The 12,717-nt window shown below is 67.8% G+C and carries 11 protein-coding genes; all 11 read right to left on the bottom strand.

Going from position 1 to position 12,717, the window contains the following annotated elements:
- Nucleotides 1-86 precede the first annotated feature (86 nt).
- On the bottom strand, nt 87-2,453 hold the full coding sequence (locus C2U58_RS08765) for a methyl-accepting chemotaxis protein (RefSeq protein ID WP_102945514.1): 2,367 nt from the start codon (nt 2,451-2,453) through the stop codon (nt 87-89).
- 94 nt (nt 2,454-2,547) lie between these two features.
- Complete coding sequence (locus C2U58_RS08760) at nt 2,548-2,853, bottom strand: hypothetical protein (RefSeq protein WP_253256708.1); 306 nt, start codon at nt 2,851-2,853, stop codon at nt 2,548-2,550.
- Nucleotides 2,854-3,020: 167 nt separating this feature from the next.
- Complete coding sequence (locus C2U58_RS08755; RefSeq protein ID WP_102945512.1) at nt 3,021-3,512, bottom strand: chemotaxis protein CheW; 492 nt, start codon at nt 3,510-3,512, stop codon at nt 3,021-3,023.
- Nucleotides 3,513-3,597: 85 nt separating this feature from the next.
- Entirely contained in the window at nt 3,598-4,374 is a 777-nt protein-coding gene (locus C2U58_RS08750) for a flagellar brake protein (RefSeq protein ID WP_102945511.1), read from the bottom strand.
- Nucleotides 4,375-4,533: 159 nt separating this feature from the next.
- Nucleotides 4,534-6,771 (bottom strand): methyl-accepting chemotaxis protein, encoded by a 2,238-nt coding sequence (locus C2U58_RS08745; RefSeq protein ID WP_102945510.1) that lies wholly within the window; start codon nt 6,769-6,771, stop codon nt 4,534-4,536.
- 311 nt (nt 6,772-7,082) lie between these two features.
- Nucleotides 7,083-9,065: a chemotaxis protein CheA gene (locus C2U58_RS08740; protein WP_102945509.1), complete on the bottom strand. Its 1,983-nt coding sequence runs from the start codon at nt 9,063-9,065 to the stop codon at nt 7,083-7,085.
- Nucleotides 9,066-9,113: 48 nt separating this feature from the next.
- Nucleotides 9,114-9,479 carry a response regulator gene (locus C2U58_RS08735; RefSeq protein ID WP_070207889.1) on the bottom strand — a complete coding sequence of 122 codons (366 nt, stop codon included), beginning with the start codon at nt 9,477-9,479 and terminating at the stop codon, nt 9,114-9,116.
- Nucleotides 9,476-9,784 carry an STAS domain-containing protein gene (locus C2U58_RS08730; RefSeq protein WP_102945508.1) on the bottom strand — a complete coding sequence of 103 codons (309 nt, stop codon included), beginning with the start codon at nt 9,782-9,784 and terminating at the stop codon, nt 9,476-9,478. Before C2U58_RS08730 ends, C2U58_RS08735 begins: the two co-directional genes overlap by 4 nt.
- Nucleotides 9,785-9,858: 74 nt before the next feature.
- Nucleotides 9,859-10,923 carry a chemotaxis protein CheW gene (locus tag C2U58_RS08725; RefSeq protein WP_102945507.1) on the bottom strand — a complete coding sequence of 355 codons (1,065 nt, stop codon included), beginning with the start codon at nt 10,921-10,923 and terminating at the stop codon, nt 9,859-9,861.
- Nucleotides 10,920-11,702: a ParA family protein gene (locus C2U58_RS08720; RefSeq protein WP_102945506.1), complete on the bottom strand. Its 783-nt coding sequence runs from the start codon at nt 11,700-11,702 to the stop codon at nt 10,920-10,922. Before C2U58_RS08720 ends, C2U58_RS08725 begins: the two co-directional genes overlap by 4 nt.
- A 4-nt stretch (nt 11,703-11,706) precedes the next feature.
- Nucleotides 11,707-12,717 carry a flagellar motor protein MotD gene (gene motD / locus C2U58_RS08715; protein ID WP_102945505.1) on the bottom strand — a complete coding sequence of 337 codons (1,011 nt, stop codon included), beginning with the start codon at nt 12,715-12,717 and terminating at the stop codon, nt 11,707-11,709.

The raw sequence follows: 12,717 nt of genomic DNA, 5'->3' as shown, positions 1-12,717 counted from the left end.
GAGCGCATTCAGCCTGGGATATGAAAAGGCCCCGGTGCATGCGCACCGGGGCCTGGTCTGTTGCGCGTCACGCGAGTGAGTAGCGCTTAGAACTCCTGCCAGTCGCCTTCGGCCAGTTCGGCGGCAACCGCACGGCTGGCCGGCTTGCGTGCCGGTGCAGCGGCAACCACCGGGCGGGCGGCAACGCGCGGTGCGGGTGCAGCGACCGGTGCCGGCGCCAGCACTTCATGCTCGTCGAGGCGGAAGATCGAGACGGCGTCGCTGAGGTGGCCGGCCTGTTCTTCCATGGCGCGGGCGGCAGCGGTGGCTTCTTCCACCAGCGCGGCGTTCTGCTGGGTGGTTTCGTCCATCTGCACCACGGTCTGGTTGACCTGTTCGATGCCGGCCGACTGTTCCTGCGAAGCGGCGGAGATCTCGGCCATGATGTCGGTGACGCGCTGCACCGAGGCGACGATCTCGCCCATGGTGGCGCCGGCCTTGTGGACCAGGGCCGAGCCGTCATTGACCTTGCCGACCGAATCGTCGATCAGGCCCTTGATCTCCTTGGCCGCACCGGCCGAACGCTGGGCCAGGGTACGTACTTCGGAGGCGACCACGGCGAAGCCGCGGCCCTGTTCGCCGGCACGCGCCGCTTCCACCGCGGCGTTCAGCGCCAGGATGTTGGTCTGGAACGCGATACCGTCGATCACCGAGATGATTTCGGCGATCTTCTTGGACGAGGTCTGGATCGCGCTCATGGTGGTGACCACCTGGCCGACCACGTCGCCACCCTGCGAGGCGACCGTGTGCGCGCCGATGGCGAGCTGGTTGGCCTGGCGGGCGTGTTCGGCGTTCTGGCGCACGGTGGAGGTCAGTTCCTCCATCGAGGCGGCGGTTTCTTCCAGGTTGGCGGCCTGCTGTTCGGTACGGCGCGACAGGTCGCTGTTGCCGCTGGCGATTTCGCTGGCGGCGGTGCTGATCGCCCGGCTGGACTGCTTGATTTTGGTGACGATGCCGCTGAGCTGTTCGGCGGTGGCGTTGGCGTCGTCGCGCATGGTGGCGAACACGCCTTCGAACTCACCGTGCATGCGCACGGTCAGGTCGCCCTGCGACAGCGCGGTGAGCAGGCCGGAGATCTGTTCGATGCTCGAGGCGTTGGCGTCGAGCAGGCCGTTGATCTGCTGCGCCAGCTGCAGGAAGAAGCCGTCCTTGCCTTCGGCACTGATGCGGCCGGACAGGTCGCCGGCGGCGGCCTGGGCGATCACGCGGGCCACTTCGGCTTCGACCAGCGCTTCGGGGGTGCGGTCGCGCCATTCGACCACGTGGCCGACGCTCTCGCCTTCTTCGTTGCGGATGGTGGAGACCACCTGGGCGAACTGGGCGTCACCGAACTGCATGGCGCGACGGGCAACGCCGTGCTGCTTGAGGTTGGCCAGCAGGTTGGCGTCCATTTCGCCACGGTGCTCGAGCACGGTCAGCGGGCGACCGACCAGGCTGGTGCCGGCGTCGAAGTCCGGCAGGCTGGCGCGCAGGTCGTCCTGGTACTGGGACAGGGTCTGTTCCAGGGCGCGGTTGGCGTAGACGATGTTGAGGTGGTTGTCGGTCAGGTAGACGCCGGTGGAGCTGTAATCCAGCGCGGTACGGATGCGCAGGTTCTCGCGGGCCACGGCCTGTTCGGTTTCGGTGCGTTCGCGCAGGTCGCGCTGCATGCGCTGCATGGCCTGCATCAGCTCGCCGACTTCGTCCTGGCGGGTGACGTCGATATGGCCATCGAGCTTGCCGCCGGCCACCTCGTTGGAGACCGAGACCGCGCCACGGACGGCGCCGACCAGCGAACGGGCGAACAGGTAGACCAGCACCAGGCCGAGCGCGGCGCCGCCGAGCAGGGCGATGACGGTCAGGGTGGCGGAGGTGGCGTAGGTCGATTCGGCCTCTTCGCGTGAGGCGCGGGCGAGGCGGTTGTCTTCGGCAATCAGGGTCTCAAGCGCGGTGGCGGCCTTGAGGTGCTTGGTGCGGGTTTCGCCGACGAAGGTGTCGATGGCATCGTCCGGCAGGTCGAGCTCGAGCATTTCGGTGACGGCGTCGTAGGAGGCGAGCGAGTCGGTCCAGTCCTTGGCGAAGGCGTCGAACAGCTTCTTCTGCTGGGGGCTGTCGATCAGCGCGGGGTACTTCTTGATCGAGGCGTCGATCTTGCCGCGCAGGTCCTTGGCGCGGGTCTTGGCTTCGGCCTTGACGTCGTCGCTGGCGCGGATCAGGCCCTGGTAGGCCGAGTTGCGGTATTCACCGAGCATGCCACGCATTTCGCCGGCCATGCGGATGCTTTCCATCCGGTTGCCGGCCAGTTCGGTGGTCACGTTGTTGAGGGAGTGCAGGCCGCGATAGGCGACCACGCCCTGCAGCAGCATCACCAGCAGGATGACGCCAAAAGTCAGCATCAACTTCGGCATCAGTTTGAGGTTCTTGATCCATTGCATGGTGGTGCACTCTCCTGTGGCAGACGCGCCCGGGTCTCAGGCCCGGTTGCAGCAGCCACGCCGGCGCGGGCCGGCGTGGCGGGGCATGGGTCGATTACTTGATGTTGGCGAGCTTCAGGCCAGCCGGCGAGCTGACTTCGATTTCAGCGCGCGAGGCGTCGCGGGCGATCTTGCCGATCACGCACACGGTCTTGCCTTCCAGGGTTTCCAGCGGGAAGCTGAACTTGCTGCGGTTGGCACCGGCGATGCGGGCCGAGAAGGTGTGGCGCGGGAAGGCGCCGCCCATGTACAGGAAGGTCGGCTGGCCTTCGGAGCCTTCGGCATAACGGGCCTTTTCGACCTTGCCGCAGACCATGCCGTCCTTGCCGACCGAGCGCGGGGCCAGCTCCGGCGGGATCATCTCGGCGGACTGGGCGAAGGCGGAGGAGGCGGAAGCGGCCAGGACGGCAGCCGAGAACACGGCAAAGAGGGACTTCATCGGGAAATTCTCCGGGGGACTATGAATGGTGGTACCTGATTCCAGCTATCGGCCTTTTGCGACAGAACTGAAGAACTTTTTTGTCCGGATCAGGCGGCGGCGTCTTCGACGGCGTTCGGCTGGCCCATGTCGGCGCTGTCGAGCAGGGTTTCGATGTCGAGCAGGATCAGCATGCGGTCGTCCTGGGTGCCGATACCGGAGATGAAACGGGTGTCGACGGCGGCGCCGAATTCGGGGGTGGGGCGGATCTGGTCGGCGTTGAGCGGGATGACGTCGGAGACGCTGTCGACGACGATGCCGACGACGCGGTTGTCGACGTTGAGCACGATCATGACGGTGAAGGCGTCGTAGCGGGCTTCATCCAGGCGCAGCTTGAGGCGCAGGTCGATGACCGGGACGATGGTGCCGCGCAGGTTGATCACGCCCTTGATGTAGTCGGGGGCATCGGGGACGCGGGTGACCGAATCGTAGCCGCGGATTTCCTGGACCTTGAGGATGTCCACGCCGTAGTGCTCGGCGCCGAGGGTGAAGCTGAGGTACTCGCCACCGCTGCTGGCGGCGTTGGGGTTGCTGTCGTTCATGGAAGGAATCCTGGGTCGGGCGTGGCGGTCGGAAAAACCGGGGCGTCACGCTTTTATCGGCTTGGATTCCGGAGTCTTTAGGGGGTCATTCCCCGTTCTTGCGGGCGCTGCGCTGGCGGTCGATGCGGAAGATGTAGCGCTGGATGGCGCTGTCGCCGCCGCGGGGCAGGCCGTCGAAACGCATGCCGATGCGCTTCATTTCCACGCCATTGGGGAGCTTGAGCGAGAGCTGGTTGCAGACGATCAGGGAGACCTGCAGGGGGCCGGTCTCGGGCATGTCCAGGCGGGCGTCGTAGCGCTTCTGGATCGAGAAGGCGTTGCAGTTGACCGGGACGGTGACGGCCAGGCCGCCGCCGCTGATGTCCACTACGCGCAGGTGCAGGGCTTCGCTGCGGTCTTCGTTGACCGGGAACAGCAGGTGCGGGGAGTCGGTGACCGGGGTTTCCAGGCGGTACAGTTCGCGGCGCTGGAGGTGCACCAGTTCGGTCGGGAAGGGAACGCGGAAGGCGACGTGCCCGTAGCCGCCGGTGCGTTCCAGGTGGTCCAGGCGAAAGCGGACCATGACCCGGTCCAGCTGGGCGAAACAGAGCAGGTGGCCGGCCTCTTCGGCGGCGCGGTTGGCCGGTTCGGAGGGGCTGCCGTCGAGCAGCAGGGTGTCGTCGTCTTCGTCCAGCTCGAGGATGGCAGTGGGGAACGACTGGTCGCGCCCACCCAGGTGCGCGGTGAGCAGCGAACGCTGGTCGATCAGCGCCTGCAGCAGCTGGCGGATCTGCCGGGGATTGCGGACCAGGTAGCGATCATCCGCGCCGTCGTCGTGGACGGCGTGGGCGTCGTTGTGTGCGTCAAGGCTGCCTTCGGACATGGACTCTGCTGCGTTGGGCGGGTACAGATTTCTTGCGAAATCAGGTCTCTGTCCGTTTATCGGCAGCAGATCACAATAATGTAGAGGCAATGTGTGCATCGGTAAACACGACACCCCGCCGGAGCGGGGTGTCGTGGGGCCTGTCGCCAGGGCAGTGGCTTAGAACTCCTGCCAGTCGCCTTCGCTGGCCAGCGCCGGTTCGCGCACGGCGGCGCGGCGGGCGGGAGCCGCCGGGGTACGCGGCGGGGTCGTTGTCCGCTGGCGGGTGGCCGGTGCGGCTGCGACCACGGTCGGTACGGCCTGGCCTTCCAGCTTGAACAGGGCGACCGCATCGGTGAGGTGGCCGGCCTGTTCTTCCATGGAGCGTGCGGCGGCAGTGGCTTCTTCGACCAGCGCGGCATTCTGCTGGGTGGTTTCGTCCATCTGCATGACGGTCTGGTTGACCTGTTCGATGCCGGCCGACTGTTCCTGCGAGGCGGCGGAGATCTCGGCCATGATGTCGGTCACGCGCTGTACCGAGGCCACGATCTCGTCCATGGTGGCGCCGGCCTGGTTGACCAGGGCCGAACCTTCGGCGACCTTGCCGACCGATTCGTCGATCAGGCCCTTGATCTCCTTGGCGGCACTGGCCGAACGCTGGGCCAGGGTGCGCACTTCGGAGGCGACCACGGCGAAGCCGCGGCCCTGCTCGCCGGCGCGGGCGGCTTCGACTGCAGCGTTCAAGGCCAGGATGTTGGTCTGGAAGGCGATGCCGTCGATGACGGTGATGATGTCGGCGATGCGGCGCGAGGACGCGTCGATCTCGTGCATGGTGCTGACCACCTTGCCGACCACGTCACCGCCCTGCGAGGCCACCGAGTGCGCGCCGATGGCGAGCTGGTTGGCCTGGCGTGCGTGTTCGGCGTTCTGGCGCACGGTGGAGGTGAGTTCTTCCATCGAGGCGGCGGTTTCTTCCAGATTGGCCGCCTGCTGTTCGGTACGGCGCGACAGGTCGTTGTTGCCCGAGGCGATCTCACCGGCGGCAGTGCTGATGCTGCCGGAAGCGTGCTGGATGCGGCTGACGATCTGGGTCAGCTGCGCGACAGTGGTGTTGGCGTCGTCGCGCATGCTGGCGAACACGCCGTGGAACTGGCCGTGCATGCGCGCGGTGAGGTCGCCGTTGGCAATGGCCTGGAGCAGGCGCGACAGCTGCGAGAGGTTGCCGTCGGCCACTTCCATCATGGTGTTGAGGTGCTCGATCATGACCTTGAAGTCGTGGTCGAAGCGCTGCGCGTCGCCGCGCTGGCTGAAGTCGCCGGCGGCTGCGGCCTGTGCCAGGGCCTGGATCTGGGTGTTGATGGCCAGCAGGCTGGCCTTGGCCGCGTCCATCGATTCGTGCAGGATCGCGCGGGTGCCGGGCAGGCGGCGTGCATCCCTGGACAGGTCGCCGGCCGCGTACTGGTTGAGCACGTCGATGGCGTCGCGGATCGAATCGAGGTGTTCGAAGATCACCGTGTTCACGCCGACCGCCAGCTGGCCGTACACGCCCGGGAAATCTTCCGGAATGCGGTGGCTGATGTCCGGGCCGGCGTGCATTTCGACCATCTGCTGGGTTTCGCTGGAGTAGCGGCGCAGCATCAGGGTCATGTCGCGGGTGGCCGCGAGCATGCGACCGGCTTCATCGGCGGTGGTGCTGGAGGCGATGTTGACCGACAGGTCGCCACGCGCCACCGACTGGATGGCGTGCATGGCCTGGCGGATCGGACCGGTGATGGCGCGCGCGATCACCACGCCCATCGCGATGGCCAGCAGGGCCAGCAGCGAGACGGTGGTGATGATGGCGATCACGCTGTTGCGATGGGTGGTGTTGGCCTCGTCGATCTTTTCCAGCATCAGGCCGCTGCTGAACGCGCCGAGGGTCTTGAGGTCCTCGAACATGGTGCGGCGGGCGGGGCGTGATTTGTCATCGGAGATCTGCCGGGCCAGCACGGCGTCGCCGGCGGCACCGGCGGCGCGCATTTCGGCGTTGGCCGCGAAGTAGACCTCCAGGTCGGCGGCGACCTTGCGGTACAGCGCCTTTTCCTGGTCGCCGGCCGGCAGCGCGGCGTAGGCGTTGAGTTCGTCACGCACGGTCTTGGCGGTGGCGTCCATGCGCGTGTTGTAGTCGGCGACCTTGTCGGGCTGGTCGAGCATGCTCAGCTGCGCCAGTTCGAAGGTGCGGAACTCGCCGAGCTGCGCGCGCACTTCGCCCAGGTGCTGCACCGAGGGGATGTCGTTGCTGGACATCTCGGCCAGCTCGGCATTCGCGCCGTTCAGGCGCAGCAGCGCAAACACGCCCAGCCCGATCGTCATCAAGGTGGTAAGGGCAAACCCGACCGCGAGCTTGCGGCTGATGGGCAGATTCTGGAACCACTTCATGCTGGGGACTCCGGGCAGGGCAGGGGCGCACGGCGGTTGAACCGCCGGGCGGGCAATGAAACTGTCATCGCTACTGCGGATAACGGCGTGCCCCAGCCCGAACTTGAGCGTTCGAATTCACATTTTTTCTGAAGCGTGAATGGTTGCGAAAGCAAGCAACGGCAAGGCTTTCGCCATGCGGATGCGGATGGATCGGGGGCGGCGGTGATCGTTGGCGAAAACGGGCGTCACGGTTCTGGTGGCGGCGCGGGAAAAGCAGAACGCCCCCGCTTTCGCGAGGGCGTTTCAGACAACCGGCAATTGAGCGCGGGTTACGCCGCCTGCGGCACCCGCAGCGAGCGCACCAGGCCGCCGATGTCGACGATCAGTGCAACGCGGCCATCACCCAGGATGGTGGCACCGGAGACCCCACCGATACGCCGGTAGTTGTTCTCGATGTTCTTCACCACCACCTGCTGCTGGCCGACCAGTTCGTCGACTTCCAGCGCGATTTTCTGGCCATCGCCTTCGACCACCACCACCAGCGAGTCCTCGCTGTTGCGGCGGCCATACCCGTAGTACTCGCTGAGCGAGAGGATCGGCAGGTATTCGCCACGCACGCGCAGCACGCGGCCTTCGCCGGCCATCGAGCGCACGTCTTCGGCCTGCGGCTGCAGTGCTTCAAGCACGTAGGCCAGGGGCAGGATCAGGGTTTCGCCGGCCACCGAGACGGTCATGCCGTCGAGGATGGCCAGGGTCAGCGGCAGGCGGATCAGCACGCGGGTGCCGTTGCCGGTCCTGCTTTCCAGCTGCACTTCGCCGCCCAGCGCCTGGATGTTGCGGCGGACCACGTCCATGCCCACGCCACGACCGGACAGGTCGGTGACCGCGTCGGCAGTGGAGAAGCCGGGCTGGAAGATCAGGTCCCAGACCTGCGCATCGGTGGGGTTGTCCGGCACGGCCAGGCCACGCTCGTGCGCCTTGGCCAGGATCTTGTCGCGGTTCAGGCCGCGGCCGTCGTCGCTGACTTCGATCACGATGTGGCCGCCCTGGTGCGAGGCCGCCAGGGTGATGGTGCCGGTTTCGTCCTTGCCGGCGTCGCGGCGGACGTCGGGCATTTCCAGGCCGTGGTCGATCGAGTTGCGTACCAGATGGACCAGCGGGTCGGCGATCTTTTCGATCAGGCCCTTGTCCAGCTCGGTGCCTTCGCCGATCGTGCGCAGGCGGACCTGCTTGCCCAGGCGCGTGGAGAGGTCGCGGACCAGGCGCGGGAAGCGGCGGAACACCGCGTCCACCGGCAGCATGCGCACGCCGATCACCGCTTCCTGCAGGTCGCGGGTATTGCGTTCGAGCAGGTCCAGGCCGGCGAACAGCTGCTCGGCGTGCACCGGGTCCAGTGCGTGCGAGACCTGCTTGAGCATGGCCTGGGTGATGACCAGTTCGCCGACCAGGTTGATCAGCGCGTCGACCTTGTCCACGCTGACGCGGATCGAGGTTTCCGCTTCGCTGGACGCGGCAGCGGGGGCGGCGGCAGCGGCCGGCGCCGCAGGTGCGGCTGCCGGGGCAGCGGCGACGGGCGCGGCAGGAGCGCTGGTGGCCAGGCTCGGCGGTGCGGCCGGGCGGATGTCCAGTTCGCAGTCGTCCACGACCCAGGCGAAGGTGTCTTCGATCTTGCTGCGCGGCACCTTGCCGACCAGGCCCAGGTCCCAGGCCAGGTGCGCTTCGAGCGGGTCGAGCTGGTCGAAGCCGGGCAGGCGCTCCAGGCGTGCGGCGACCTGCAGCGACCCGAGGTGTTCCAGTTCGCGGATGATGCGCAGCGGGTCGTTGCCACTCATGAACAGCGACGGCGCCGGCACGAAGCCGATCTGCCACGCTTCGGGGGTGTCGTCGACCTTGGCCGCGACCGGTGCGGCGGCGCTGGCGGCCTGGCCGGAGAGCACGGCTTCCAGGCGGGCCTTGATCGCGGCAACGGCCTGCGGGTCGGCCGGCTGGCCGTGTTCGGCTTCGCGCAGCAGGGCGCGCAGCACGTCCACCGAGGACAGCATGGCATCCACCGCGACCGGCTCCAGTGCGCGCTTGCCGGCGCGCAGTTCGTCCAGCAGCGTTTCCAGCACGTGGGTCAGCGCGGCGATGGCGTCGAAGCCGAAGGTGCCGGCGCCGCCCTTGATGGAGTGCGCGGCGCGGAACACCGAGTTGATGATTTCCGGATCCTGCTGGCCCGATTCCAGTGCCAGCAGCCCGGCTTCCATGGCGTCCAGGCCTTCGCGGCTTTCTTCGAAGAAAGTGGCGTGGAAGCGTTGCAGGTCCATGCTCATGGCAGTTCGGGTCCGGTTACCAAAGGGGAAGGAAGGGGCGGGGCGGGATCAGCCCAGGACTTTCTGGACGGTGGCGACCAGCTGTTCCGGGTTGAACGGCTTGACCAGCCAGCCGGTGGCGCCGGCGGCCTTGCCTTCGGACTTCTTGTCGGCGGCGGACTCGGTGGTCAGCATCAGCATCGGGGTGAACTTGTAGTCCGGCAGCTGGCGCAGTTCGCGGATCAGCGAGATGCCGTCCATGTTCGGCATGTTCACGTCGGTCACCACTGCATTGAAGCGCTGGCCCTTGGCGCGACCCAGCGCGACCGCGCCGTCTTCGGCTTCTTCGACGGCAAAGCCGGCCGAGGTGAGGGCGAAGGAAACCATCTGGCGCATCGACGCCGAATCGTCCACCACCAAGATACGTGCGCTCATGCCGCGTTCTCCACAGATTTCAGGTTGTCATGGGTTGCGTCCAGGCCCAGGGCCTGGGTGACGCCGAGCAGTCGCGCGGCGTCGCGGAAGGTGGCGGTGCAGCCTTCGAATGCGGTCGGGTTGCCTGCCTGGCGGCGGGCTTCGACGAATGCGCACAGGACCTGCACCGACGCGGTATGGATACGGCCGACCTGGCTGGCGTCCAGCGTCAGGTCGCCGCCCTGGTCCACCAAGGGGGCCAGGCGTGTTTTGAGCTCGGTGCTGCTCTCGATACCGAGATCATCACCCAGGGCCACAGTGCTCATCGTTGCTCCGGACAAACGGTTCCTAGGTCTATAACGGCTGGCTTCCAGGAACCTTTAGGGGTGCGTGACGGCCGTCAATTCAGCAGCTGCGTGGCGTCCAGCAGGATCATCGGCTGGGCGGTGACCCGGGCGACGCCGCGGAACAGGTCGTTGGAAATCTGGCAGATGCGCGCAGTGTCCGGCGGTTCGATCTGCGAATCGGTCAGGTTGGCGACGTCTTCCACGGCCGAGACGCGCAGGCCCATGGTTTCGCCGTTTTCCTCCAGCACCACGATGCGGGTGTTGGCGTCGTCCTGGGCCGGACCGGCACCCAGGTGGATGCCCAGGTCCATCACCGGCACCACCTGGCCGCGCAGGTTCATGATGCCGAGCATGGCCGACGGGGTGCCGCGCAGCGGCAGAAGCGGAACCGGCAACACGACTTCCTGCACCTTCAGCAGTTCGAGGGCATAGGCCTGGGCGCCGCAGCGCAGGCGCAGCCAGCGCGAGGTGCGCTCGCTGGCGCGGCGGTCGCCACGAGGGCTGGAGGCGGGGTTGCGGGCCTGGGCCTGCAGTTCCTGCCAGCTGTTCGGGCGGCCGGTCGGTGCAAACGGCGCCGGTGCGGCGGCGCGGGCGACCGGTTGCGGGGCGGGCGCGGGGACGGCGCGTGCAACAGGTGCTGCAACGGGTGCAGCAACAGGTGCGACAGCGCGGGGCGGTGCAGGCGGAGCAGCAGGCGCAACGGCAGGCGTTGCTGCAACGGCAGGCACGCTGTCGTGGAGCGCTTCTTCGGGCAGATCGTCCCAGCTCGGACGCGATGCGTCTGCAACAGGGCCCAACGCGGGATCGTTGAGCAGCTCGTCGAGCAGCGCAAGGTTGGCGGGTGCGCCGGGCGAGGTCGGCGTATCGAAGGCAGGGGCAGCGGGAGCGGCTACCGGGCCAAGCGCCGGATCGTTCAGCAATTCTTCGAGCAAGGCGAGGTTCGCGGGTGCGCCGGGCGACGTCGGGGTCTCGAACGCAGGCTCCGCGGCGAACTCCGCGCGGATTGCTTCGGCCACGCCTGCGGCTTCGGCCACATCGACCACGGCGATGCTCGCGGTCGGGACCGCGTCGCCCAGCAGTTCTTCCAGATAGTCGTCGAGCACGCCCACGGTATTCATGCCGCGCGCTCCATCTGCTGCGCGTCGTCGGCCAGGATCCATTCCAGCGCGCGGCGGTACGCCAGCAGGCCGCGGCCGGGGTAGTCGTCCGAGGTCAGCGGCAGGGTCAGGCCGGCGGCGTTGGAGATGCGGGTGTCGACCGGGATCGCGTCTTCCCACACGCGCTGGCCGTGGCGGTCCTGCATCTGCTTGAGGGTTTCGTTGCCGGCGCGGGTGCGGCGGTCGAACAGGGTCGGCAGGATCGACATCGGCAGCGGGCGGCGGCGCGAGCGCTCGACCATCTCACCGGTGCGGACCATGCCGTCCAGGCCGTGCAGGGCCAGCGGTTCGGCCTGGGTCGGGATGATCAGGCGGTCGGCGGCGGCCAGCGCGTTGATCATCAGCAGGCCCAGGGTCGGCGCGCAGTCGAGCAGGATGTAGTCATGCTGGCCCTGGTGGCGGGTCATCGCGTTCTGCAGGGCCAGGCCCAGCCCGGGCTGGTTCGCGCTGCGGCGCTCCAGCGTGGCCAGCGCGGCCTGCGCGCAGATGTAATCCAGGCCCGGCACCGTGCTGGCGTGGGCCAGGGCGCTGAGTTCAGCAGGCGGGGTGCCGAACAGTTCCAGCACGCCGGCCGGCGGCGGGTCCAGCGGCACGTTGAACGCGCGGGTCAGCGACGAATGCGGATCCAGGTCGATCAGCAGCACGCGGTGGCCCAGCGTGGCCAGGCCGCGGCCCAGCGCGAGGGTCGTGGTGGTCTTGCCCACGCCGCCCTTCTGGTTGGCGATTGCCCAGATACGCATCGGTTCACTCCTTCATTGCGGGGGGAACGGCGGCGCCAACACGGCTGCCGGCCGGCACCGGTGGCAGCTGCACCGGGGCGAGGGGGGAAACAGGGGAAAGCGCCGGCGGCTCCGGTGCGGGTGCCGGTGCGGTGGCGGGCGCTGCGTCGGCGGTGAGCTGCGGGCCCAGCGGGTCCACGCCCTGCGCGGTGTCGGCGAGGATGATCACATTCACCCGGCGGTTGCGGTTGCGGCCCTGCGCGCTGGCGTTGTCCTCGCGCGGGCGGAACTGGCCATAGCCGACCATCGCCAGCCGCGCCGGCTGCACGCCCTGGTCGGCGAACAGGTGCACCACGCTGGCCGCGCGCGCGGCCGAGAGTTCCCAGTTGGAGGGGAACAGCGCGGTGGCGATCGGCACGTCGTCGGTATGGCCTTCCACGCGCACGCCGTTGGGGGCGTCGTGCAGCACCTGGGCCAGCGAAGAGAGGGTGTCGCGCGCGTGCACGTCGAGCGTGGCCGAGCCGGTGGTGAACAGGATGTCGCTGTTGATCTCCACTTCGATCCACAGCTCGGTGCGGCGCACGGTGATCATGCCGCGGTCGATCAGCGGCGCCAGCGTGGCGGTGAGGCGGTCGGCGATGCCGTTGAGCTGGCGCTCGGCGCGCTGCAGCTGTTCCTGGTTGTGCACCGAGACCGGCATGCGCATCTGCGAGGCCATCGCCGGCAGCAGCGTCGGATCATTGCTGGGCGAGGGCGCGGACGAACCGATCCGGTTGCCGGCCTTGATCACCGAGGGGCTGTCCCAGCCGCCGCCCTGGACCTGCTGGTTGCCGACCTGGACCGGATTGATGGTGCGCGGCGCGCCGCCGAACGCGGTGGTCAGGGCGTCGGCCATGACCCGGTACTTGCCCTCGTTGAGCGAGGAGATCGCGTACATCACCACGAAGAAGGCAAGCAGCAGCGTCATGAGGTCGGCGTAGGGAATCGCCCAGGCCTCATGGTTGGCATGCTCTTCGTGGGCCTTGCGCCGGGCCAT

This window comes from Stenotrophomonas sp. VV52 (assembly GCF_002893095.1).
Taxonomy (GTDB): domain Bacteria; phylum Pseudomonadota; class Gammaproteobacteria; order Xanthomonadales; family Xanthomonadaceae; genus Stenotrophomonas; species Stenotrophomonas aracearum.
Note: the sequence above shows the minus strand (reverse complement) of the source record. Positions and strands in the feature narration are given on the sequence as shown.